This window comes from Mesorhizobium sp. 128a (genome assembly GCF_053848025.1).
This window is the reverse complement of the sequence record NZ_JBSPKY010000010.1, coordinates 110,421-135,166: the sequence shown is the minus strand read 5'-3', so window position 1 is coordinate 135,166 and position 24,746 is coordinate 110,421. Positions and strand designations below refer to the sequence as shown.

The following is a 24,746-nucleotide window of genomic DNA, read 5'->3' as shown; positions in this document are numbered from 1 at the left end:
ACACCAGATCGGAGGGCGCGGCGTATCCAAGGCGCCCGCCCTCATATGTCCCGGCATCGTCCCCGGCGCGCGAAGAAACGCGACTACTTTTTCGCGGCCTTCGCAGGCGCTGCCTTCTTGGCAGGCGCTGCTTTCTTCACGGCTGCCGTAGACTTCGCAGCAGCAAGTTTGGCCGGAGCCTTGGCGGGTGCCTTCTTCGCGGCGGGTTTTGCCGCAACCTTGGCAGCCGGCTTCTTGGCAGGCGCCGCCTTCTTTGCCGGCGCAGCCTTGGCCTTGGCCGGTGCTGCTTTCTTCACTGCCGGCTTGGCAGCGGCTTTCGCAGCCGGCTTCTTAGCCGGTGCTGCCTTTGCCTTGGGCGCTGCCGCCTTCGGCTTGGCAGCAGGTGCTGCCTTCTTCACTGCAGTTGCCGCTTTCGCCGCCGCTGCCTTTACTGGTGCTTTCTTTGCCGGTGCCTTGGATGCCGGCGCTTTGGATGACGTCTTAGCCATGCGATGCCCCTTGCGTTTGTGCCGTTGGCCGTTAGTGACCCGGCGAGCCTATGCATATCTGACTCGCGCGTGTCTAGCCAGCGAAGCATTACACTGAATTTTGCAGATTAAATTTCGGTTACACCGAGAGCATATTGGCGCTCATCGACAGCGAAATCGGCAAAGAATCTTCGCGCGACAGAGCGAACTTTTGCAGCAGAATTTCTGGGCGTTGCGACTCATTGCGTTCTTCTCGTCAAGCTCACAATCTCTTGCGGCGGCGTCGATCGCGCGTGGTCGTCAGCAGCTTATCGGGTCGCAGAAAAGCACCGCATCACGGAGCCTGATCTTGCTTCATCTTGGCAGCGGCAGAAACAGCACCAAATTTAATGCGAGCTTTTTACTCGTATAGTGACACAGGCTGGATGGGAGCAATGAAAGACGGCATTTGAGGGGACTGTATCCACGCCGTTGTGTGCCGGTCATCTTCCAGACGAGAAGGGAGAGCGCCCGCGTCAGTGCCGGAGATGCCCAGCGAACAAAGGGACGTGAAGGATCGCGGCAATCCTCATCCTTGTTAAGCCGCGCAGCCCTTGGAAACCAAGGGGTACAGCACTACACCCCAACAGGCTCACGCATCACCTGCAGCCGGCGCGAAGGCTCGGTCTGATGCAGATGTACGGCAAATGTATCCCATGGCGGCGTGACACCGACCTGCACCAGGATCCGCCCGATCTCACCGCGATGGTAACCGCTGTGGGTGACGACATGCGTCAGCATTTCCCGGCGCGACATCATCGCCTTGTCACCGTCAGTGAAGACGAAGGGCACCGACTCCGACAGGAGCTTTGGCGACACGGTTTGCAGATAGTCGAGATACCAGCGATCCATGGCGGCGACATCGGCGCCGAGTTCATCGAGCGCGGGCGTGTCCTCGCTGTTGTCGGACGCGTAGCCATGACGCGTGCCGGAAAGATGCGCCGAAAATATTTTCGACACGACGAGATTGTGGTTGAGCAGACGGATCGCCGCATGACGCTCGTCCGCATGCTTCCGCTGGTCGAGACCCGCGAGCTTCTCCAGCAATTCGCCATTGGCCCAGGCTTGATAGACGAAGAGACTGCGAAGCGGATCCAGCGCGCTCATGGTCTGTACCCTCTCCACAAAATGTGAGTATGTTGTCCATATTCTTGGCTGATGGAGCGGACATGTCTACTCGCATTGCAAAGCCGCGCTCGCGCATGCGCAAGCAGCCGCGCCAGGCGCGTTCGCGCGCAACGGTCGAGGCGATCATCGAAGCCGGTGCTCATGTTCTGAGCGCGCTCGGCTGGGCCGGCTTCACCACCAACAAGGTGGCCGATGCCGCCGGCGTCAGCATCGGCTCGCTCTATCAATATTTTCCCGACAAGCTGTCGCTGGTCGAGGCAATCCGGCGGCGACATTTCGATCAGGTGCTGTGGGTGATCGCCGAATCAGCAGAAGGCGACAAGCCGCTCAAGCGGTTCGCGCAAGAGCTGGTTCGCGGCATGATCGATGCGCACAGCATCCATCCGACCCTGCATCAGGTGCTGCTCGACGAGGCGCCAGGCTATCGCAGCTCACGCGCTGCCCATGCCTCGTTCCAATCGCGTTATCTCGACCACTACACGGCGGCGGTGGCGCAGTTTCGCAGGCGCAGGAAGGACAATGAGACCGTGGCGCGCGTGCTGTCCTCGGCGGTCGAGGGCGTCATCCACAATGCCGCAAGGCGAGACATGCTTGAGGCGCCGGAGCTGCAGAAGCAACTCGTCGAGCTGATCTGCGCCTACCTCTCAGGCACGGGCCGGATCGCGTGAGCAGGATGGCGCGATCGGGATCCCTCGTCGCTCACGGCTGATAACCGAGGCAGATGGCGCCAAGCGCGACAACGGCGCAGGCGCCGACGCGCCGCGGTGTCAGTTGCTCGCCGAGGAAGAACCGGCCGATGAAGGCGGCAAAGACAACGCTGGTTTCGCGGATGGCGGTGATGGGGCCGGCCGGGCCGAGCGCGAAAGCGGCGACCACGACGGCATAAGCAAGCAGTGCGAACAAGCCACCGGCGAGAGCCTTACGGGTTTCGGGCGCGCTGAAGTTGACGACGAGCCTGCCGCGCAGGGCGACGAAGGTCGCCGGCAGCAAGGCGCCGTAGATCAGCAGCACCCAGGCGGTGTAGGCGCCGCTGTCGCCCGCCACACGCACGCCGATGGCGTCGACCGTCGCGTAGGCCGCGATGATCGCGCCGGTCGCCAGCGCGTAAAGGATCGAGGTCGTCGATGCCCTGCCCCTGCCAAGCGACAGGCCCATGATGCCGCAGGCGACCAGCGTGACGCCGACGATCTCGGGCATTGTGAGCTGCTGGCCGGCCAGCGCGAAACCACCCAGTGTAACCAGCAGCGGCACGCTGCCGCGCACGATCGGATAGACCTGCCCCAGTTCGCCATAGCGGTAGGCGGCGACCAGGAACACGCTGTAGCCGACCTGGAGGCCGGCAGAGAGCGCGACATAGAGCCAGGCGCCGGTCGCGGGAAGCGCGTGGAAAAGCGCCATTGGAATGGCGATAAGCGTGCTTGAAAAGCTCATGACGGTGACCGTCCACAGCCTGTCGGCACCGGTTCGCAGGAAGGCGTTCCAGCTGGCGTGCAGAATGGCCGCGAACAGCGCGAGCGCAATGACCGTCGCGCTCATTGCGCTTTACGCGCGCTGGCTATGACGGCGTCGGCCGCCTTGCGGGCGCTATCGATTGCGGCTTCGGCCTCGCCCATCTGCGCCATCAGCGTCGCGCCCTCGATCAGCATCAGCAGCGCCGCCGCAGCACCCTCAGCCTGCTTCGGAGGCATTATGTCCTCGAGGATCGCCTGCATGCGCCGCTTGAGGCCGTTCTTTTGCCTGGCGACGGCCTGGAACACCGGATGGGTGGGATCGCCGAATTCGGCCAACGCATGGGCGAACAGGCAGCCGTGGAAATCAGGGCTGCCGAACCAGCGCTCGTGCCAGTCGATGATTTTTGCTATCTTCCGCTCCGGCGTGGCGACCTCTTGCGCAAGCTGGTCGAGCTGACGCTCGAAGCGCCGGGCGCGATAGTCGAGTACCTCGACGATCAGTTCGTCCTTGCTGGGAAAGTGGCGATACATCGTCATCTTGGCCACCTCGGCCTCGGCGATGATCCGGTCGATACCGGTGGCATGGAACCCGGCGCGCTTGAACAGGGCGTAGGCCGTTTCGACGACGTGCTGGCGTTTGTCTGTTGTGGGCGACGATGCCATGGCCTTACCGGTGATGAGACAGGTCTGTCTCATATCTATGCGACCAATCAGCGTCGTCTGTCAACATCCCAAATGAAAACGCCTGCGGCCGATGTCGCCGCAGGCGCGAAAATAGAAGAAAGTGATGCGCTCAGCGCAGGACGCGGCAGCGGCCGTTGTAGACCATCCAGCGGTCGAAGCCTGCAACGCAGAACTCGACATTGTCGCCGATCGAGGCAAAACCCTGGCCTTCCTCGATGAGGTACCAGATGGTGCGGGCACGGCCATCGGAGAGGCTGACGGTGGCGCCGCAATAGCGGCGGCCGATCGGCCATTCTTCGCTCGCCGGCAGATAGCGATGCTGGTGAATGCGCTGGAAATCGGTGATCGAGACATCAGGCAGATGCGGCACGTGATGCACCTGATAGGAGAAGCGGCTGGAGATCTTGTTCAGCACCCACGCCTGCCCGCAGACACCGCTGTCCTCGTCGGAATAGACGGAAAGGTCGGCAGCCTGCGCCGCCTGGGTGATGCCAAGGGGTGCGGCCAGCGGCGTGCAAAGCGAAATCAGGGCAGCAAGAGCGGATTTGGCAAAGCGAGTCATGGCAGCCTCTCAAAGGTCGACTGCGCGCACTGTGCGGATTCGGCGGCGCGCGGTCAAGCGGTCGCGCGGAGGAAGGTTTACGGCTTCGCAGCTGGTTTTGCCGGTGCGAAGCTGTCAAACTGCTGCCCTGAGCCTTTGACGAACCCGCCTTCCCTATGTCTGGGAAAGCGACCTGCTGTCAAATGTTTAGCTACTTTGCATCGCTGCTGCGGCCGAGGACGCGGTCGCGAACTAACCGTTCCTTTGAACGACCTAGAGCTGCTCCCCGGCCAGCCATTCCAGCGACCAGTGCGCGGGTTTCTCGACCGCCAGCAATCTGTGCAGAGCCGGCAGCACGATGCACAGGTCACGCTCCAAGGTGAAGGGCGGATTGACCACCACCATGCCGCTGCCGTCGAGGCTCGGCTCGCGCGATGCAGGCCGGATCTCGAACTCGATGTCGAGCAGCTTCGGGACGCCGGATTGCTTGAGGGCCTTGCGGAAGGCGATGATCGCCTTGCGGTCCTTGATCGGATACCACAGCGCATAGATGCCGCCCGGCCAGCGCTTGTGCGCTTTTTGCATCCCCTCGACGAGGCGGTCGAATTCGCCGGCTTCCTCGAACGGCGGATCGATAAGAACCACGCCGCGCTTTTCCTTCGGCGGCAAATGCGCGCCGAGCGCCAGCCAGCCGTCGAGCTCGATCACCCTCGTCTGGAAATCGCCGGCAAATAGCGTTTTCAGCCTGGCGGCATCATCGCCATGCAGTTCGATCGCCGACAGCCGGTCCTGCTTGCGCATGAGATGGCGGGCGATGAGCGGCGAGCCAGGATATTTCTTCACGCCGCCATCGGCATTGAGCGAACGCACCACTTCGAGATAGGGAGCAAGCAGCGCGGCCGCCGATTTGTCCAACGGGGCGCCGATCAGGCGGCCGATGCCGCCTTGCCATTCGCCGGTCTTTTGCGCCTCCGCCGACGACAGGTCGTAGCGACCGATGCCGGCATGGGTGTCGATGACACGGAACGCCTTGTCCTTCTGCTTCAGATAGTCGAGCAGAAGGCTGAGCACGACATGCTTGACGACATCGGCGAAATTTCCGGCGTGATAGGCGTGACGGTAATTCATGCCGCACTCACGTCGAAGAGCCCCTGCCCCAACGCGGCGGTGGCGGCTTCGAGTTCGGGTTTTCCGGCCGGCTGCCGCCGAAACGCAACGAGAGCAGGAAACCGACCAGGCCGACGGCCATCAGCCCATAGCCGACCGGCCGGGCGCGGCTGTCGATCTCACCGGCGCCGGAGCGCAGCACCAGCTCCACCGCCCGCATCGGGATATCATCGGCATCGCCCGGGCCGACGGTGAAGAGATAGGCGCCGGGGCTGACGGTCGCGATCACGCCCGCCTCGTCGCGAAAGATCTTGTCGGGCAGCTGCGGGCTGACCTGGCGCGGATTGTCTGAATGGTTGAATTGCAGCGCCGACGCGAGCACCGTCTTGCCATTAGTAGCCGCGGTCAAGGTCAGGACGGTGCGCTGCTGCGAGACGATGCGCTCGGCCCGCGCCGTCAGGTCGACCAGCACCCTGACCGGCGCATCGCTTGACGAGAGCGCCACCGTCACCGGCTTGAAGCGGCCCTGCTCGTAGACCCTGTAGCTGCCGATCTCATGGCCGGAGAAATTCGTCATCGCCCAGGGATAAACGACGCCGACGGCGATACCGGCGAGCAGGATCAGGAAGAACAGAAAGCGCATTGAGAATAACCTGTGTGTTCTACCAATTGCCAATAACGCTCCAGGGATCAAGAGGCGATGGCTTGCGCAGCGGTCCTCGTCTGTCCACGACAAAGGATGATCGCCAAATGGATGTTTGTGCGGATTTGGCCAAAGCGAACTGCCGCCGCCCAACCGTATCGGCGTTATGTCCGCGTCACAACGCCGACGGATTTCTACCTATGCGCTCAAAAGCTATAGCTAAATTAGTAAAGTCTACATAAGTGGATGAACGCTGAATCTTTCCGCATAAGAATTTATCGACAAAGCGCGATGTAACAATATTCTCGATATTTCTAAAACCAAATTACTTTTAAATGTACTCTGATACGCGTGCGACTATTATTGGCTATCAGCTAGCCATTTCCACCTATATCTGAGGTTATCCCGCTGAATCTCTGGGCTTTGGTGTAAAAAACTCCTGAGTATTCCTATTTTTTGTTGATATATTTCCAATTTCGCGATCAGCCCTCGGGATGCAGCGGCAGACGCTGCGACCCCATGATTAACCACTCCCAAATGATGACGGTTAACGATTCGCTAATTTAGTTGACTATGTTCCACGCAGGTATATTTTCGATACGTTGGGATGTGCAATTTGGGCGAGTAGTGGGCGATGGTGGCACCAGACGCGTAACCGCGATTTCGGGGCGTATCGGATGCTGAACGGCAGCTAATAAGCCGCATAGCGTCGACCAACGAACCCAAAAAGCAATCGACAGACATCAGGAGTGACGATTCCGCAGAAGCGGAAGGTTTGTGACGTTCTCAGGAACGTCGCCGGGCAACGCTATGTCCCGGTCCGGCGGTAGCGTGCGCAGTGCGTAAGGGCGAAGGGGTTGGCGTATGGGTAGGACTGTCAATGTTCTGAAACTCGAGTCCGGGAACAGCCGAAGGGGCGCCAAGTCCAATCGGGGCCGGGCCCTGGTTGCCGGTGGGGCAGGATTTCTGGGTTCGCATCTGTGCGAGCGTCTGGTGCTGGATGGATACGAGGTTGTCGCACTGGACAATTTCCACACCGGCAAAAGATACAATCTCCATGCCCTCCTGCGCGATCCGCGATTTACGTGCATCGAGCACGACATTGTCGACGCACTGCCTTCGGATCTTCAGGTCGATGAAATCTACAATCTCGCCTGCCCCGCCTCCCCGCCGCATTACCAGGCAGATCCGATCCATACGTTCAAGACAAGCGTGCTTGGTTCGCTGAACCTGCTCGAGCTCGCGCGGCGGAACAATGCCAAGATATTTCAGGCTTCGACGTCCGAGGTCTATGGTGACCCCTTGGTTCATCCGCAGCCGGAAGGCTACTTCGGCAACGTCAACCCGCATGGTCCGCGATCCTGCTATGACGAGGGCAAGCGTTCGGCCGAGACGCTGTTCTTCGATTATTCGAGAATGTATGGCCTCGATATCCGCGTCGCGCGGATCTTCAACACCTATGGCCGCCGCATGCAACCAGACGATGGCCGCGTCGTGTCGAACTTCATCGTCCAAGCTTTGCACGGTGACGACCTGACCGTCTACGGCAGCGGCCAGCAGACACGTTCATTCTGCTACGCGGACGACCTGATCGAGGGCTTCATCCGGCTGATGAACGCACCGAGCGCACCGCAGCACCCGGTCAATCTCGGCAACCCTACCGAATTCACCATTCTGGAGTTGGCAACACAGGTGATCGAATACACCAACTCGCGGTCGAAGATCGTGCATCGGCCGCTGCCCGTCGACGATCCCAAGCAGCGCAAGCCCGACATCTCCTTCGCCCGGAAAAATCTTGGCTGGGAGCCAAAAATCAGCCTGAGCCAGGGGCTCGCCCATACCACGGCGTATTTTGACGCCCTGCTCTACTCGAGCCGGCCCGTCAAAGAAGCTGCGATGTAAATGAGCCGGCCGGCAATCCTGGTGACGGGCGGAGCCGGATACATCGGCAGCCACACCTGCAAGCTGTTGTCAGCTGCCGGCTACCTGCCCGTCGTCTTCGACAATCTGAGCCGCGGCAACGAGAGATCCGTTGCCTGGGGGCCGCTTGTCGTTGGCGATATCCGGGACCTGAACGCGCTGCAGCAGGCGATAAGCACCTATCAGCCGAAAGCGATAATCCACTTTGCAGCGCTGGCCTATGTCGGCGAGTCTGTTCATGAGCCCGCGGGGTATTATTCGACCAATGTGTCGGGCACCATCGCGGTGCTTGATGCGGCGCGCGCCAGCTCGATCGAAAACATCATCTTTTCAAGCAGCTGCGCGACATACGGTGTGCCCGAAACACTGCCCATTCGCGAGACCTCGGCGCAAAATCCAATCAGCCCCTATGGACGGACCAAGCTGATGGGCGAGCAGATCATCAGGGACTATGCCTCCGCCTACGGAATGAAATATGCGATCCTGCGCTATTTCAACGCTTGCGGCGCCGATCCGGAGGGCGAACTCGGCGAATGGCACACGCCGGAAACGCACCTGATCCCGCGAGTGCTCATGGCTGCATCCGGCACGATCGACGAGATCGAGGTTTTCGGCACGGACTATGACACTCCGGATGGCACCTGCGTGCGCGACTACATTCATGTCAGCGATCTGGCGCGCGCGCATCTGAGGGCTCTGATGCATCTGGAGGCGGGAGGCGAAAGCCTGTCAGTCAACCTCGGCAGCGGACGCGGGGTGTCTATCAAGGAGATTCTCCAGGCGGTCACCCGGATGACGTCAAAATCGGTTCCGGCCGTCTTCAGGTCCCGGCGGCCGGGAGACCCGGCAGAGCTCTACGCCGACCCGGCCAGCGCACGCGAACATCTCGATTTCATGCCGGAACTTTCCGACATCGATACGATCGTCAGGACAGCCGCACCATTCTTCGGACTGGAGGCTGCCGCGTCCACAATTCCGATGCCGACGCCGAAGCGCCGGCGGGCAACTGCGCCAGGCACGCCAAATGCATCGGAAAGCAATACCAGCTCGCAAAGCTGGTAGCAGTCGTCCCGTTTGTCGTGTGTCGGGACGTGGGCTCGCTGAGGTGAGTGAGGGCTTCTCAGCGAACCTTTGATACGGCTCGGCGCTGGAAATTCGTTGAGAGCCTCACGACAGAGCCTCAAGCCAGGCGCCTCAACGCGCCTATCCCTGTCATCATGCATATCCTTGTCCCAAAATCGCTGGGAACTTTGGGCCGCATGCATCAACTCTTGGAATCGATCCGGCTACGGATCTTGTCAAACTGCGCGCCCTTCGTATCGCCTTCCTCGAATTTCCGTTGCTCATCGGAAGGGTTTTCCAGGATGTGCCTGAAACTGTACCAGGCTCCGTCCGGATCCTTGCGCTGCTGGAGAGTCCCACCCCGGATGCGGTGGCTGAAACACGTGCGAATCGGCGCCGCGTAGCCCTTGGACCGCCAGACGAGATCCATGCACATCTTGCCATCGTTGCTCAGATGCCATCTGCCTTCGCCGACAGAAGCCGTGTCCTGCCCTGAGGTCCAGGCCCGGACCGGTCGATCCTTCTGTCCGAAATAGGCCGCTCCGTTATCCCATATCCACGTGCGGTCGGCATAAACAAGCTGAAGTTCGAAAGCCGTCGGGACGGTAACGGCAGGTCCGCTGTCTTCGGCACCAGTTGCGTGCGCGGCTCCGCAAAGCGCCATCTGACACCAAATGGCCAGGAGGGGCGCAAGGGGGACACGCCTGGCGAGTCGATGGCGCCTCGCCCCGCTCACTGATTCAGATGGCAATCCGGTCTGGGTCGTCATGCCGAGCGATCGCATTCGATGTTCGCTTCCCAAGCGGGCGCAGACCAGCCGAGTATACCGCAAGAACGGGCCCGGTCCGTCCTGCGCTGACAAGTGGCTCCATGCCACAACCATCAGTATTTCGCATGCTATTGACTGCCGCGCGAAGATGTCAACAGGAGGGGTCGACAGTATCTGTCGCGGCGCGCACGAGCTGTAAATCGAAGACGACGGTCAGGCACGCGGCACGCTATACGCATCCCTCGACGAAGGGACCGCTGACCCATAGCGAGCCGTTGCTGTACATAGCGGTCCCGTTGTCGTCGGTGTAGCCATGAGACTGCTCGTCGACATGCAGCCTGGCGTTTGGCACCAGCTGACCGTTCACCTTGACGCTCTTGATGAACAGGTTGCGATCACCTGGCTTGCCCTCTCCGGCCCACAGGTCGTTGATATAGCGAAGCTCGATTGTCTTCGGGTTCGGCACGCTGCTGAGATCGATGTGGAACGGCTTGGACTCGGTTGACGCCTGCATTAGCTCCGCCACGGCGGCTTCGGGCGTCGATGCGACGCTTTCCTCGCCCGGGACGTCGATCTCGGCGACGGTCTTTCCGTCGACCAGCACGTCGAACCGAGGCGCGCCCTGGAGATTAATGCCGGCAGCGTCGACCTCCAGACTGGTAATGGTGCAACGTCCTGTGTCTTTCGCCGCCGCGGCCACCAGGTCGGCCACGCGCTGCCTCTGCGATTGCACCCATCCGGCGATGGGCTGCAGCAGCGTGTTTCGGTCGCCGGTATCGACCTTGAAGAGGTTGGTTCGCTCACCGGAATCGGCCTTGAGGTCGTATTCCTCCACCTTGCCGGTGGTCGCGTTGAAGATGACCTTTCGATCGTTCTCGCGATAGCCGAACAGGAAGCCAGCCCAGGGATTGAAGAAGAAGGTCTTGTTTGGCCGTTGCTCGCTGAACAGGCTGCGCCCCTGCCATTGCTTCGGCAGCGGGAGTCCGAGTATGTCGAAGATCGTCGGGGCGATATCGACGATGCCGCCGACCGGGTGCGCAACTTCGTCATGAAAGAGATACTTGTTGATCATGATGAGCGGGATGTGGATGTTTTCCTCGTAGATCGCGCTGGCATGAACGTAGTCGCCATGCTCCCCGAACGCCTCGCCATGATCGCCCAATATGACCACGAGCGTCGAATCGAGCTTGCCGGACTGCTTGAGCGATTCAAGGATCTCGCCAAGTGCCGTATCGCCGACCTTCAGGGCGTTGAGGTAAGCATTGAATTTCTGGTCATCCGAGTAGTGGACCAGCGTGTTGCCATCGGAGGAAGGCGCCATCTTCGAAAACATCGGGCTGTCGGTGATGTAGGGATAATGGGTCATCGCCGTGAACATTATGCCGAAGAAGGGTTTTGCCGCGTCCTTGTTCATCCAGTCGATGATCGACTGCGCCGTGCAAAGATCGCTGTTGTAGTCCATGTTCTTCCACTGCTCGGAGCTGAGCTTGAACGTCGGGGTGCCACATTTCTGCCCCCGATAGTCCTGGATCACATCCAGTCCCTTGTTGAGGAAAAACTCATCGACCCGTTGGAATCGGGAATCCGCGCTCCAGAAAAACCCTGTACGGAAATTGTTCTTGGACAGGACGTTTGAGATCGAGTCCAGTGGCAGATAAGGATACCTGGTGGTCATGCCATAGTATGAAATGTCGTTGTACATAGAGGTGAGCAGAGAGAATATCGAGTAATGCGTGGACGGTGCGTGCGCATACATGTTGTCGAATCGTATGGAGTCCTTCGCATAATTCTTGATATTCGGTGTGATCGGATACTTGCCGCCAAACGTCTCGATGTATTTGGTTGGCACCGACTCCATCATGAAAATCAGCACGTTCTTGACCGGGTTTGGCGTCGGCGCCTTGAAGGTCGACGTTTCCGGCGGACGCTCGCCGACGCTCGCGACATCCGGGTCATTGGTGTTGGCATTCATTGTCAGCACCACCGGCGTTGGACTGAGCACAGCCGATTCAGCAAAATACAGGATCGGATTGACGATCTTGGCCGCCGGCAGCGCCTCCGCACGCACGTGGTATCCGGTGCCGGCGATGGCCGCGCCGACACAGACAACGAGCACGCCCAGAAAGGCCCCGTACCCAGCGGCGCTCAGCCGCTGGCACAAGCTGGCCGCGGCACAGCCAAGGATGAGCACCAGAATGGCGGACCCGGAAAGGATCGCGAAGTCCTTGATGTTGAGCGCGTCGCCCATCGCGTTCCTGGCATCGGCATTCTGCAGGAAGTCGCCATAGACCAGCCATTGGAATGTGAACGGTTCGCCCAGCATCTTGACGAGATTGATGTTGGCAAACCCCCAGCCCAGAGAGACCAGGACAGCAACATAGAAGAGGAAGACAACGATTGCCGAGCCGAGACGGCTGGCCTTTGCCAGGAAAAGCAGGATCAGAGTCACCAGGGTCAGGGACGCAACGACAATCAGGTCGTAGTAGCTTGACGCCAATCCTTGGGGGACGGCCCCCAAAAGACCTGGAAAAGTCGTTTGCGGATCAACGATTGCGCTGCGGTAGACACCCAAAAGCAGCCAGGACAACAGGCCCGTGCAAATGATCCGCAGGCTCCTGCGCCGAAAGCGCAAATCCTTCGACGAAGCCGTCCCCGCCTTCGATTCCATAAGGCCGCTCTCAGGTCGGCTCGCCGACCCCGTACCGCCGCCGATGCTCATACAACTACCCGCCGCCAGTTTGCGTTTCGGCCCAAACCACGGCCGATAGCCTTCAAACCCCCACCCGCAGAATCGGCTGGCGCTAAAAAAGAGTCAACAAAATCAAGTTTGCGTTAACCAAGCCTCTTGAGAACTGGTTAACCGAACGCATTGAACGGCGATGTGTTTGGCCAAGCGAGTTGTTCAAACAACTGTGCACCCGCCGTATGATTCGACGACGGCGGGCGCTGTGGAGCACCCGCCGTCGTGATGTTTCAGTACCGCGTCAGCAATCAGCCGCCACGCAGACGTGTCGGGCTCAGGCTCGCGACGGTCATGCCCCGCTGCTCGGAAGGACACGTCGGCAGAAATCGGCTCGCATCCGCGTAAGTCATGGTCGCGATGGAGCTCTTCAGCCCCCCACGCTTTGCGATCCAGCCGCGAACCCAGCCAGGGTAGTTTTTCATCATGAAATTGGCGGCCACCTGATTGCCCCGAGCGGAAACGCCATATGGCAGGTGGAAGCCGAACGACGCGTTCTGCGTGATGCACACCTTGCTCCTGGGCATCGACAGATAAAGCGTGCAGGCCGAGTCGCACGAACCGTTGAACCGCACAAAGGTGCCGCTGCGGCGCATTTTCAGCGCACGGATGGCATAGTCGATCACATAGCCGCCGCGGTCGCCACTGATGGTCTTAACGTTGGCCGTGCCAAGGCTGATGCGCGGTCGCAGCAATTCTCCTGCGGAGCTTGCCGAGACCAGAGCGCCCATCAAACCGAGCGCACCCAGAAACTTCATTATCGTTTTCATTTGCGCCTCCTGCTATGCGTCAATGACTAGCTGGGAGGCGTAAAGATTGAATATTCCGCGTCGCTAAAGTTGTATCAGTCGATTGATTGTGCAGCCGTTTCAGGACCTGATTGACGATTGGGTTTACCAATGGCGCAGAAGGATGATCACTAAAAAGTAAACCCGGCGCGGGCATCGTTGCGGATCGACTGTGCTGCGGAGCGCACTCGGCGGAATTGGATCAGAGGAAGTCGAATGGCCGTTGGTGGCAAGGAGCGGAGGCCGGCAAAGGAAGGCAAGCCTCGCCGCGTCTGCGTCGTGACAAATGTAATCGATTCCGGTGGCGAGGACGGCGCCATGGTCGAACTGGCCCGGCTTTTCGCCGAAGATGGCGACAACGTCACCTTGCTATGGGTTCCAGGCAGGATTGCTCCAGCGCAGGAGGCAGCGCACCACCGCGACCTGGAGGCGGCCTCGGTGCGACTGGAAATTCTCGACAAGTCCGATCAGTTGCTTCCTTCGCTGGCGACGCCCGAGAGCCGGTCCGCCGCTGTGCTGCATTATCTCGAACGGTCCGGCCACGATTTGGTCTACGCGCCGCTTGAGGGCGGGTTAGCTTACTACACGCTGCTGGCGGTCGAGACTGCGGCCTTTGCCGCGCCGCCGATCGTGGTCGTCGCCCACGCTCCGGAAGAATGGGAACATGAAGCCGACAAGGCGTTCATGGATAGCACCGAGGCGATTGCCGTCGCCTACATGGAGAAATACTGCGCCGAGATGGCGAACAGGACGATCTGTGTGTCGGCAGCCTTGCGACAGTGGATGTTGTCGAAGGGCTGGAAGGTGAAGAAGGCGATCGTGACGCCGATGTTGCTGTTGCAGGATCGTCTCGCTCCAGCCGGAGCGCGGCCGCCGATTGCGACGAGAAGCGCCAGAGAACTTGCCGTCTTGGCCGGATGGCGCTTCCGCGATGGCCTGACGCTGTTTTGCGACGCGCTCGACATCATCGCGCCAACAGCGCCAAAAGAGCTGACGGTCACCGCATTCGGTCCATTCGGAAAGATCATGGGCGAGCACAGCGGTGGACTGCTTCTCAGACGCGCCGAGCAGTGGCCGTTCAAGCTCAACCTGTTGGCGCACGCAAGCCCCGCCGCAAAGCTCGACCACGTCGCGCGAACGGGCGCGCTTGCCGTCATTCCCGCCCGCGCCGCATCGACGGGCGGCAATGTTGCCGCATGCACCGAGGCGGGATTGCCTTTCGTTGCGACCAATGTCGACGCGAACGCCGAGAGCTGGAATGCGCAGGCGGGGCAACCGCGGCTGGTCGATCCTGACGCCGCCGCATTGGCGCTGGCGATTTTAGCGGCGCTCAATGACCCGCCTTGCCCGCAGCCCGTCGGCAGGCTGAGCCAACGTCGGCAGTCCTGGCTGGATACGCGCAATTTGCCGGCGCCGGCCAAGCGCAGGCGCGTCGACAAAAGTGCCGGGCCGTTACCCCTGGTCTCTGTTGTCATGGCCCACCGCAACCGGCCACTCTATCTGAAACAGGCAATCGCGGCGATCGAAGCGCAGACCTACGATCACCTGGAACTGGTTCTGGTCGACGACGGAAGCGACCTCGACGAAGCAAGGCGATTGCTGGATACGCTGGAGCCGACCTTCCGTCAGCGCGGATGGAAGATCCTGCGCCGACCGCACAAGCATCTCGGCGCGGCGCGAAATGCCGGCATCCGCGCTTCGCATGGCGAGTTGATCCTGTTCGCCGACGATGACAACGCGCTGTTTGCGGAGGCCGTCGATCATTTCGTGCGTGCGATGGCTACATCGGATGCCGACATCTGCACTGCGTTCCAACTGATCTTCTACGAGGATTTCGTGCCGGAGGATCGCGCCGACGGGCTGATCCAGTACCTGCCTCTGGGTGGTCCCGACGCGCTCGGCCTGATCCATAACGTCTACGGTGACGCGAATGCGATGATACGCCGATCTGTGTTCTCGCAGATCGGGTTCTTGATCGAGAAGCCCGACTACGCCATGCACGACTGGGAATTCTTTGCGCGAGCCTCTCTGGCAGGTCTCAAGATCAGGACGATTCCAAAGCCGCTATATTGGTATCGCTCGAAACCGGATGGAATGTTCCGGCAGTCGAATTGGTACGACAACCGGCTTCCCGTCCTGGAGGCGTTCAGGTCGAGCCAATCCGATGACGTCCGCCTGCTGCATCATCTGGCCATCGCCCAGAACACGCACCGGTCCGAAATTGAGAGTGGCCGCGAAAACCTGAAATACACCCCCGGCAATCGAAAATATCTGGAGCTGTGCGACATCGAACCGAACAGCGATGCGGCCATCGATAAACTCGCGAGCATTGCTGGGTCGATCGGCCGCCCCGATACGGCCGCAACCTTGCTTGGACGCCCCGCCGCCACATACCCCGATGCCCCGGATCGTCCTGATGCTGGCGGCAGTTCGATCACCCTCGACCACGACATACTGAGGAGCGCACGGTTGCTTACCCCACGCGTCTCGGCTCTCCCGCTGCTGCTTGTCGCACCGGATGACGGCGGGTTGTTCTTGCGTCCGCATGCGAACGGCGCGGTCGCTGCATCGCTTGATCATCAATTTCCAGCCTTCTTCCGAAAAGTGGAAGCTACCGTTGAAATCGCTCATGCCGATGCGCCGGCGATGGACTTCGGTCTGGCCCTTGCTCGCCCCGACCAAACCATAGATTGGCAACAGGACATCGGCGCGCAAACGATCGCCTTTTCAGGCTGGATGAGCATCGAAGACAGATTTGTGCGTCATCCCTTGGTGGCAGCGCTTCGCACACGACGGAAGATGCCGCTTTCAATCGTTCTCGCCGTTCGTTTCACCGGAACGTTCAATGGTTTTCCGACCAATGCGTTCTTCCGCAAGCTGACCCTGTTCAGCGACTAGAGCAATTCCAGGAAAAGTGTGAAACGGTTTTCCCGGGAAAAGCGCGTAGTGCTTTCCCTTGGGAACGCGGTTTGCCGTTTCCGTGAAACGGTGAACTGCTCCAGCGGCGATCCAACCAAGCAAATGAAATTCCCGAGCGCCAGCGAAGCCCGGTCCGGTCAAGTGCGCGCGTTAACCATGTTGGCCGAACCTTGCCAGAATGGTTGACAAAACGTTAACAGATGCTAATATTTTCAGTGGGTTGTTTTGTGTGTGGGGTGTGTTATGCGCAAGGTTCATTCGTTGCTTTTGGGCGGACTTAGTCTGCTTGGGTTGAGTGTCGCTTTCACCGGCGCGGCACAGGCGAAAATCGACGTTGGCGTCCAGGAAGCCGAGCTTGCCTGCGAGCAGGCCCTCAAAATCGGCACCATCGAGGCGCTTGAGGATTATCTGCACCGTTACCCAGATGCTCCGTCAGCCTGCAAGGCGCTTGCTCTCAACAGTTTGGGCCAGTTTGGGCCAGAAGGTGGGGACCCGAAGGGTGGTGACGGTGGCCACCGCTACGGCGGATAAGCACGGGTCGGATTTTTCACTTCAACAGTTCGGGCACATCAGGTGGCCTTGTCACTACGCTGGTGCGATGTGGCCAGGGTTGATACGAACCCGGCATAGCGCTCCGAGGTTTTCATCCAACCAAGCTCCACGAGTTGCGCGGCGTCACCGCGATAGCGGACAGACCTCTGGTTACGGAGCGCGAGTTTTGGATCGCGCTCCAGGGCTTCCATGTAGGCGGCGCGCTCCTCGAGCGTCTTTTCCTTGAGTTGCGTATTTTCACTCAGAGACGACGCCGATTTCTGGCGGAAGCCCCAGACGAATTTGAAGTGCAGCAATGCGACGCGGAGTTCGCTGAACCGCACCTTGCTGATTGTGTGCTGTGCGACGTGATAATGCGTGCCCCGCTCCCATTTCACGATCGGCACCTTTGTCAAGCACGGGGGAAAGGTTTGCTTGAACCGGCCGTGCCAGAAGACCCGTTCCCTCACGCCACCGAACATCTGCTCCGGTGGATACATACCGTCGCGGGCGCGCAGCCACCCTGGCTCCGGGTCGAAGTAGGGTGAAGCTTCAACAAGCGGGATTGTGCCATCGTAGCTGTATTCGGCCAACGGGCCGTCGGCATACATGTCGATCATCGAGCCTATCACGGCGTCCGCGCCGGTCGAATCGAGATAGCTGCAAAGCTGCCCCAGGTTGACCCGTTCAAAATCGGGATAGACGAGAAGCTCGTCAGCGTCGATCGAAAGGCACCAATGGCCGGTGCCGAACACATTCATGAGCGTGTTGATCCATCGCGGCGGATCGATGTTTTCAGCGAAATGCGATCCTTCCGTGTGGAAGCAGTGGCTGTCCGGCTGCTCCAGGATCAGTTCGCGCGTCCCGTCCGTGGAACCATTGTCCAGGAAGAAAAACCGATCGACGCCAAGGCCGCGGTAATGGTCGAGAAGTTGCGGTAGCAGCTTCGCTTCGTTGCGCAGCCCGACAAAGCACAAGATCTCGCCATCGCTCACGTCGATCGGCCGGTCGTCCAGTCGCGCGAGATGTTTTGGGGATCGAGGTTCAACCATCCGAACGTCATCAAACCAGTTGCGCGAAAGGCAGGTGCCCGCGAGACGATTATCAAAGTATTATCCAACTGTTGGCAAGACTGTTTCGAACGAAGCGGACTGACAAGGGGGACTCATTGAGCGTTGGTTCCAAGGCAGGCGCTGTGCCTAGGGGCAAGCGACAGGCAAGCCAGAAGCCTCGCAATGTGTGTGTCGTCTCGGAGGTTGAGTTCGGCTCGACGGTGACCGGCGATCACGGGTCGGCGACCTACGCGCTGGCGCAGCATCTGGCGGGAACCGGTGACACCGTGACCCTGCTTTGGGCGCCGAGCCCGCTCGGCAGCCAGCCCGATGATCAGGAAATCGCCAGGCTGGGCAAATGGTGCTTCGAGAACTTCCTGGTGCGGCTCGAATTGTTGCCGCAGTCGCCCGAGTTGCTGCGCGGCATGGAATCCAGCGACAAGAACTCATTGGCCGTCTACCACTACCTCAAGCAGAATGCGTTCGACGTCGTCTATTTTGCGCTTGAAGGCGGACTGGCTCATTTCTCTGCCCTTGCGAAGCGCACAGGGGTCTTTCCCGACCCTCCTGCGATCGTCGTGCTCGCGCATGAGCCGCTTATGTGGAAGCTGGAAGCCAATTCCCGGGCGGTCGAACGAAAGGAGCAGATGACCGTCGCGCACATGGAAAAGAGGTCGGCCGAGACGTGCGACCACCTTGTCATCGCTGGCCAGTCGCTGCTCGACTGGATGGCCAAGGCGGCATGGAAGCTGCCCACCAGCCGTCACATTGCTGCGCCCCTTGAGCCGGAGGAGTGGCGTTCGAACTTCGCTGTCGACCACTACAGCCCGCGAGAGCGGCCCGCCGCCGAAGTGGTTCATTTCGCAGGCACAGAGGCGCGTGATGGCCTGACGCTGCTCTGCGATGCACTGGATCGTCTGGCCGACAGCGGCGTCACCGATCTGACAGTGACGGTTGTCGGCGCGTTTGGCCATGTCCTGGGCGAGCATTCGGGCGGCATGATCGTCCGGCGTGCACGGCAATGGCCGTTCAAATTGAAGCTCCTGCCCATTCGAGATGAGCCTGATATCTACAGATACCTGCGGCAGAGTCATGCTCTGGTGGCGATGACTCCCTCTGCGGCCCAGCTCCCGCTGGAAGTGATGACGTGCCTCGACGAAGAGATTCCGTTCGTCGCCACGGATGTCGGCAGCATTCGTGACGTGCTCCATCCGAAGTCGGCTGATGCCGTCCTGATGGCGGCGTCAGCTTCCGCAATCGCGGCCAAGATTGCGTCTGCGTTGGAAACCCGATCGTTCGGTCCGGCAAAGCCCCTGCAAAAACGGGAAGCGCGCGAGAAAGCCTGGAGCAGGCTGCACGCAAAATTCGCCCGTGATCCCGCTAAGGTCTCCAGCCGCAGCCGGAGCCGGCCACCGCTCGTTTCGATCATAACTGCGCACTACAACCGGGCGCGCCTGTTGCCGCAGGCGATTGCCTCGGTTCGACGCCAGGACTATCCCAACATCGAATTGATCGTCGTCGATGACGGCAGCACCGATCCCGATGCAATTAATCTGTTGGCGGAGCTCGAACCGGAGTTCGAGCAGCGAGGCTGGCGGATCATCCGGCAGAAGAACGGCTTTCTCGGCAAGGCGCGCAACACGGGAATCCGCGCCGCCAAGGGTTCGCTGATCCTGTTCCTGGACGATGACAACGTGTTGTTCCCAAACGCCGTCAGTACGTTCGTCGCCGGCATGCAAAACTCCGGCGCCGACATCTGCACAACCTTCGCCAAGTGGCTCAACGAGCCCTTCGTGCCGCCGGACACCAAGAGCGGCTACATGCTTTACTTTCCGGTCGGCGGACCTACGGACATCGCCTTGCTCAACAATCCGTATGGCGATGCCAATGCGATGTTCCGGCGTGAGGTGTTCGACAAGATAGGTTACCTGAACGAAGAGCGGGGGTTTTCCGCAAGCGATTGGGAGTTTTTCCTTCGCGCAGACCTGGCAGGTCTGGAGATCGTCCCCGTCCCGGAGCCGCTCTATTGGTACCGGTCGGCACCGACGGGGATGAATCGCAATGCCGAGTGGCTGAGGAACCGCAAGCCGATCATCGCTGTCTTTCGAAAGCATAGATTCGCGAAAACGGACATGTTCGTGCAGCTCGGTATCAGCTCGAACACCGACAATCATGAGAAGGAGCTCAACCTCTGGAATTTGGAACTGCGCGTCAACGACGAGCGGTATCTCAGGTTGAGTACGGGTCCCGCCAATACCCCGGACGCAATGCAGTTGCTGGCCGAGATCGCGGCACGCGAAGGCCGGGCTGATACCGCAATTTCGCTTCTCGCCCATGCCGGGCGAACCGACTTCGCCCTGGGTGTGGTCGAAATACTCAACGCGGCGACCGAAGAGACCGTGCCGGAGCTGCATTCCTCCCTTTACCGCGAGCAATATCTTTCCGCCGAGCCCATGCGCCTGGCTCATGTCAGTTCGTATCCGGATGCCGATCCGGACCTGCTGAGCTATGTCGAACAATCGCCGGACCAGTTGTTCCTCGAAGCCAAGGGCAGCAATGTCACCATGGCGTTGCTGAAAGGCGTCTGCCCGCCGGGCGCCATAGGTGCGAGTTGTTGGGTTTACCTCGACGAGGAGGTGACGGGCTCTGCGCAGTTTCAGCTCGCGATCGTGGACGCAGAAAACCAGACCACAAGCGACCTCGCGCAGCTGCTTGAGGAAGGGAGCGGGAGCGGTTGGGCTGATGTAAGCCGACGGCACGAGGCGCGTGAGATAACAACGACCGTCAGTTCGCCATCAACCGGCCGACGCGATTTGTTGTTTGCAGTCAAATGCGGCGGCAGCCGCTCGGACGCGCGCGTCCTCGGCGGCTTTTCGAGCGTCCAGATACGCCATGTCGTTTCGACCGATGCGAGGCGTCCGCGCCTCAACGCACCGCAACAGCGCCAACGCACGCGTCGAATGACCAATGATGAACTGAAGCGTGCGACGCTTGTGACCAACTATCCGTCCGAGCTGCCGACGCTGCTCATCGCCGCTGACAATGGCGGCATATTCCTGCGGCCGAATACACATGGCCCGGTTGTTGCCGCCCTCAATTCGGCCTTCCCGGCCTTTGCCAGAAGTGTCATCGCCACGGTGGAGATCGCTCACGATGACGCATCCCCGTTCGAGTTCGCCATGGCGCTGGGCAGGCAGGAAGAAAAACTTGTGTGGAACCACGATGCTCCTGTCGGCGCCTTGTCATTCTCGGGATGGACGCGCGTTTCGAGACCTTTCGAACTGCATGACCTGAAAGTTTCGATCCGGGAGATCGATCGCAAGTGGCTGACGATCTATCTGGCAATCCGGTTGCCACGCGGGTCAAAGCCGATGCCGTCCAATGCTTTCTGGCGCAAGTTGTTGTTGCTGTGGGACTGACAGGCAGGCGGTCGCGAGAACGTCACCTTGTCGAAGCACTGAATGCGATACTAAACTGAGCGAGTCCAGGAGGTGCCAAGAAGATGAAGAAGTCATTCAGTCTTGTACTGGCCCTTATTGTCCTTGTCTGCAGCGCAGCATTTTTCACCGCGACCGCCCAGGAACGCGACGTGGGACCGAAATGCGTCCAGTGGAACTCGTACCGCGTCCTGTTCAAGAAGGGCGTCGGCACGATATCCGAGGAATCCGTGAAGGCCCTGGCGGCCTTCATCAAGGATGCTGGCCATGATTGCGGTTACCGGCTCTACGCGACGGCGAGCAAGGAAGGCAACTACAACAAAGCCTACGACATCGCTGGTCGCAGGCTCGATGCAACCGGCGATTTTCTCAAGGCGCAAGGCGTCAAGCCCGAAATGATGCTGGCGCTTTCGCATTGGGTTGACGACGGCGCCGCCGATACCAATACGGCGCGGAGCGCGATACTGTACACGCTGCCAAAGCAAGGAATATCGTGCCGGCAATATGAGAAGCGCAGCCCTGTGCAGGTCGACCTGTTTTTCTACAGCCAGTCCTACGTGATTTCACAGCAGGTCAAGGCTGACCTTGAGAAGTTCGCCGCCAGCATCCGAGACTCACGTTGCAATGTCGAACTGACGGCTTTTGCGGCCACGGAATTCACCGGCGCCAACGCCGCAAAGACGAACAAGGAACTGGCCAAGCAGCGCGCGAAGGCGATCGAGGATATCTTGACCGCGGCCGGGATCCACAGCGACCGTCTGGTGGACACGCACGTCGAGTATGTCGGCGACCAGAAGCCGAACGTCGTTAGCAGCCGTCTGGCAACGGCGTCCCTGATGTAACGGCTCGCGAAATCTGGATTGGCCGGCGCCTTTTCGGACGCGCTTGCCTACAACTACCTTGTGTTGGCGCTGTCGCGCAGGCGTTCCATCTCATCCAGCAGCATGTCGAGGCCGAGCTCGAATGTCGCGTCGAATTCGGCGGTGCCGAAATAGCGTCCGGCGGCCATGACTTTGGGAAAATCGCGCGCCAGTTGCTCGTCGCTGACCGTGCTGACCGCCGACGGACCCCTGGCATAGCCTGATGTCTCGTCGAGGATGGCGCCCATAAGGTAGTATCCGGCAGTGCGGAACAACCGCGCCCCCAACTCGGTGCCGAAGCCGCCGGCTTCGAACAGACCCATAACGCTGTTTAGCCAGGCAAGGCAGGTTGGCGAATTCATCCGGTAGGTAACGAGGAACGGCGCAAACGCCGGATGCTCGCGGCCGACGCGGCGGAAATCTTGCATGGCCATGCGCATCCTTTGCCGCCACGGCAGGTCGGCGTCAGGGATTTCGAGCGCACCGACCAGCCGGTCGACCAGCGCTTCGTGCAGATGCGCCAGCGAGGGGAAGTGATGATAGATGCTCATCGCCTCGCAGCCGAGCGCGGCAGCGAGCTTGCGCATCGAAAAACCGGCAAGCCCTTCCCGCTCAATCACCTCGAAGGCGGCATCCTCGATCATTTCACGGGACAGCCGGCCGCGTGCTCGCTTTTTTTTGATTTGTGAGTCCATGGCGTCGCTTGACAACTTACACTGTAAGGTTCACGTTCCATATAACCTTACATCGTAAGGCTAACAAAGACCAGAGGAGAAAAACGTGTCTACCCATCACATTGGCAAATCCGTGCAATTCTTTATCCGTCGCGTGTCCATACTCACCGCCGCCGCCTGCCTGCTATCGCTGGCCGCCACGCCCACTACGCGCGCTGACGACTATGATGCGACCATCAAGGACATCCAGTCGACCATGGGCGGCGTGCCCAGCTTCGTGAAGCAATTCCCGAAGGCTGGTCTGCCCGGCGCATGGGCAGAGGTCAAGGCAATCGAGCTCAGCGACAAGACGGCGCTGCCGCCGAAGGTCAAGTCGCTGATCTCGCTGGCGGTGGCGGCGCAGATCCCGTGCAATTACTGCGTCTGGTCGGACACCCGGGACGCCAAGCGTGCCGGCGCGACCGACGAGGAGATCCAGGAGGCGGTGGCAATGGCGGCGCTGACCCGCCACTGGAGCACCATCTTCAACGGCATGCAGGTCGATTTCGACACGTTCAAGAAAGAGATGGGCGGCGAGTAGCGCCGATTTGGCCAGCACACAGCCGGCATGATGCGTCATCGACGTGCCATGTCGGCGGCTTCGATGGCGGCGTGCTCCACATCGCGCCAATTGCATCGGGACGTTGTCAACACCGCCGATTTCGCGCAAGCCTGACTGGGAGAGTCGCGATGGACGGGCGGGCTTGATGCAGATCTTCGATGGCAGGTAGCACAGTGCTGGTCACGGGCGCCCGAGCGCCGGTGGCGTTGCATCTGGCGCGGCTGTTGCACGGTGCCGGACGGCGGGTGATCCTGGCCGACACCCCTGCCCGGCCGATCGCCGCGGCGAGCACGGCATGCGCCGCCTACCATCGCCTGCCGGCGCCACGCTTTGCTGTCGACGACTATAGCAGGGCCGTGGAAGCGCTTGTCCGCGCCGAAGGCATCGAACTCGTTATCCCGACTTGCGAGGAAGTGTTTTATCTCGGCCAGCTCTGGCGCGACCGCGCCATGCCGGCCCGCCTGTTCGCGCCCGATATGGCGATGCTTTCCCGTGTTCACGACAAGCATGCGTTCATCCGGCTGGCGCAAAGCCTTGGCCTCGACGCGCCGGAGACAACGCTGCTGCAGAGCGACGCCGATCTGGCGGGTGTGGGCGAGCGTTCGCGCGAGTTGGTGTTCAAACCGGTATGGTCGCGCTTCGCCAGACACGTGCTGCTGCGACCATCGCCAGGCGAACTCGACGCCGTCCGCCCCTCACCTGCCGCCCCGTGGGTGGCGCAGCGCTTCATCGCCGGCGACGAGATCAGTGCCTATGCGGTGGCGCTGGACGGCAAGCTCAAGGCGCTGGCGCCCTATCGTTCGCTCTACCGCGCCGGCAAGGGTGCCGGCATCTGTTTCGAGCCGGTCGAGGATGCGGCTGCCCGTCGCTTTGTCGAAACCTTCGTCGCCGGCACCAGTTGGACCGGCCAGATCTCCTTCGACCTGATGCGCGAGAAGGACGGAACGGTACTGCCGCTGGAGTGCAATCCCCGCGCCGTGAGCGGCTTGCATTTCTTTCGCGATCCGCAGCGATTTGCGGATGCCGTGCTGGACGACGGCGCCGAGGTGAAACCCGATGTGACGGCGCCGCAAACGGTGCGGCTGGCGATGTGGATCTATGGATTGCCGGCGGCGCTGCGATCGGGTGGTCTTGGCCGCTTCCGCCAAACCATGCGCGAGGCCGACGAATTGCTCGACTGGCCGGGCGACACCATGCCCGAAAAAGCGCAATGGCGCGCACTAGCCGAGATCGCCGGCACGGCACTGCGCCAGCGCATCAGCCTGCAGGCCGCCTCGACGCGCGACATCGAGTGGAATGGACCGGACCAGACGTAGAAGAGATCTCGCAGTTT

Annotated in this window: 21 protein-coding genes; 9 read left to right on the top strand and 12 right to left on the bottom strand. The window is 60.5% G+C overall.

Annotated features, from left to right (window positions below):
• Positions 1-83 precede the first annotated feature (83 nt).
• Together ACWTU9_RS17950 and ACWTU9_RS17945 are read right to left on the bottom strand one after the other, a co-directional pair.
• Positions 84-488, bottom strand: coding sequence for a hypothetical protein (locus ACWTU9_RS17950; protein ID WP_454588300.1), 405 nt, complete (start codon positions 486-488; stop codon positions 84-86).
• A 594-nt stretch (positions 489-1,082) separates the two neighbouring features.
• Complete coding sequence (locus tag ACWTU9_RS17945) at positions 1,083-1,613, bottom strand: DinB family protein (RefSeq protein ID WP_455859435.1); 531 nt, start codon at positions 1,611-1,613, stop codon at positions 1,083-1,085.
• Positions 1,614-1,675: 62 nt separating this feature from the next.
• On the opposite strand from ACWTU9_RS17945, the gene ACWTU9_RS17940 reads away from it, so the two are divergent.
• Entirely contained in the window at positions 1,676-2,302 is a 627-nt protein-coding gene (locus tag ACWTU9_RS17940) for a TetR/AcrR family transcriptional regulator (protein WP_455859434.1), read from the top strand.
• Positions 2,303-2,333: 31 nt separating this feature from the next.
• Here the strand turns inward: ACWTU9_RS17940 and ACWTU9_RS17935 are convergent, their stop codons facing one another.
• The 5 genes from ACWTU9_RS17935 to ACWTU9_RS17915 form a co-directional block, all read right to left on the bottom strand.
• Positions 2,334-3,170 (bottom strand): EamA family transporter, encoded by an 837-nt coding sequence (locus ACWTU9_RS17935; RefSeq protein ID WP_455859433.1) that lies wholly within the window; start codon positions 3,168-3,170, stop codon positions 2,334-2,336.
• Positions 3,167-3,748 (bottom strand): TetR/AcrR family transcriptional regulator, encoded by a 582-nt coding sequence (locus tag ACWTU9_RS17930; RefSeq protein WP_455859524.1) that lies wholly within the window; start codon positions 3,746-3,748, stop codon positions 3,167-3,169. The genes ACWTU9_RS17935 and ACWTU9_RS17930 overlap by 4 nt, the downstream gene beginning before the upstream one ends.
• Positions 3,749-3,878: 130 nt before the next feature.
• Complete coding sequence (locus tag ACWTU9_RS17925; protein WP_454588304.1) at positions 3,879-4,331, bottom strand: hypothetical protein; 453 nt, start codon at positions 4,329-4,331, stop codon at positions 3,879-3,881.
• 252 nt (positions 4,332-4,583) lie between these two features.
• Complete coding sequence (locus ACWTU9_RS17920; RefSeq protein ID WP_454588305.1) at positions 4,584-5,438, bottom strand: 23S rRNA (adenine(2030)-N(6))-methyltransferase RlmJ; 855 nt, start codon at positions 5,436-5,438, stop codon at positions 4,584-4,586.
• A 7-nt stretch (positions 5,439-5,445) separates the two neighbouring features.
• Positions 5,446-6,060, bottom strand: a complete 615-nt coding sequence (locus ACWTU9_RS17915; RefSeq protein WP_455859432.1) for a hypothetical protein — start codon at positions 6,058-6,060, stop codon at positions 5,446-5,448.
• Between the two features lie 864 nt (positions 6,061-6,924).
• Between ACWTU9_RS17915 and ACWTU9_RS17910 the strand changes: the two genes are divergently transcribed.
• Together ACWTU9_RS17910 and galE are read left to right on the top strand one after the other, a co-directional pair.
• Entirely contained in the window at positions 6,925-7,962 is a 1,038-nt protein-coding gene (locus ACWTU9_RS17910) for a UDP-glucuronic acid decarboxylase family protein (protein WP_455859431.1), read from the top strand.
• A complete protein-coding gene (gene galE / locus ACWTU9_RS17905) occupies positions 7,963-9,042 on the top strand; it encodes a UDP-glucose 4-epimerase GalE (protein WP_455859430.1) in 1,080 nt (359 codons plus the stop codon).
• Between the two features lie 202 nt (positions 9,043-9,244).
• Here the strand turns inward: galE and ACWTU9_RS17900 are convergent, their stop codons facing one another.
• The 3 genes from ACWTU9_RS17900 to ACWTU9_RS17890 form a co-directional block, all read right to left on the bottom strand.
• Entirely contained in the window at positions 9,245-9,811 is a 567-nt protein-coding gene (locus ACWTU9_RS17900; RefSeq protein ID WP_455859429.1) for a DUF995 domain-containing protein, read from the bottom strand.
• Positions 9,812-10,040: 229 nt separating this feature from the next.
• Positions 10,041-12,059, bottom strand: coding sequence for a sulfatase-like hydrolase/transferase (locus ACWTU9_RS17895; protein WP_455859428.1), 2,019 nt, complete (start codon positions 12,057-12,059; stop codon positions 10,041-10,043).
• 743 nt (positions 12,060-12,802) lie between these two features.
• Positions 12,803-13,321 carry a hypothetical protein gene (locus ACWTU9_RS17890; RefSeq protein ID WP_455859427.1) on the bottom strand — a complete coding sequence of 173 codons (519 nt, stop codon included), beginning with the start codon at positions 13,319-13,321 and terminating at the stop codon, positions 12,803-12,805.
• Positions 13,322-14,098: 777 nt separating this feature from the next.
• Here ACWTU9_RS17890 and ACWTU9_RS17885 point away from each other — a divergent pair.
• Entirely contained in the window at positions 14,099-16,237 is a 2,139-nt protein-coding gene (locus ACWTU9_RS17885; protein ID WP_455859426.1) for a DUF6212 domain-containing protein, read from the top strand.
• 264 nt (positions 16,238-16,501) lie between these two features.
• A complete protein-coding gene (locus tag ACWTU9_RS17880; protein WP_454577126.1) occupies positions 16,502-16,789 on the top strand; it encodes a hypothetical protein in 288 nt (95 codons plus the stop codon).
• Between the two features lie 38 nt (positions 16,790-16,827).
• Here the strand turns inward: ACWTU9_RS17880 and ACWTU9_RS17875 are convergent, their stop codons facing one another.
• Positions 16,828-17,841 (bottom strand): glycosyltransferase family 2 protein, encoded by a 1,014-nt coding sequence (locus ACWTU9_RS17875; RefSeq protein WP_455859425.1) that lies wholly within the window; start codon positions 17,839-17,841, stop codon positions 16,828-16,830.
• A 221-nt stretch (positions 17,842-18,062) separates the two neighbouring features.
• Between ACWTU9_RS17875 and ACWTU9_RS17870 the strand changes: the two genes are divergently transcribed.
• Both ACWTU9_RS17870 and ACWTU9_RS17865 read left to right on the top strand, forming a co-directional pair.
• Positions 18,063-21,260, top strand: a complete 3,198-nt coding sequence (locus tag ACWTU9_RS17870) for a DUF6212 domain-containing protein (protein WP_455859424.1) — start codon at positions 18,063-18,065, stop codon at positions 21,258-21,260.
• A gap of 83 nt (positions 21,261-21,343) precedes the next feature.
• Positions 21,344-22,120, top strand: coding sequence for an OmpA family protein (locus ACWTU9_RS17865; RefSeq protein ID WP_455859423.1), 777 nt, complete (start codon positions 21,344-21,346; stop codon positions 22,118-22,120).
• 53 nt (positions 22,121-22,173) lie between these two features.
• Here the strand turns inward: ACWTU9_RS17865 and ACWTU9_RS17860 are convergent, their stop codons facing one another.
• Complete coding sequence (locus ACWTU9_RS17860) at positions 22,174-22,833, bottom strand: TetR/AcrR family transcriptional regulator (protein ID WP_455859422.1); 660 nt, start codon at positions 22,831-22,833, stop codon at positions 22,174-22,176.
• Positions 22,834-22,918: 85 nt separating this feature from the next.
• Between ACWTU9_RS17860 and ACWTU9_RS17855 the strand changes: the two genes are divergently transcribed.
• Both ACWTU9_RS17855 and ACWTU9_RS17850 read left to right on the top strand, forming a co-directional pair.
• Positions 22,919-23,392, top strand: a complete 474-nt coding sequence (locus ACWTU9_RS17855; RefSeq protein ID WP_455859421.1) for a carboxymuconolactone decarboxylase family protein — start codon at positions 22,919-22,921, stop codon at positions 23,390-23,392.
• A 179-nt stretch (positions 23,393-23,571) separates the two neighbouring features.
• Positions 23,572-24,729: a hypothetical protein gene (locus ACWTU9_RS17850; RefSeq protein ID WP_455859420.1), complete on the top strand. Its 1,158-nt coding sequence runs from the start codon at positions 23,572-23,574 to the stop codon at positions 24,727-24,729.
• The last annotated feature ends 17 nt before the right edge of the window (positions 24,730-24,746 follow it).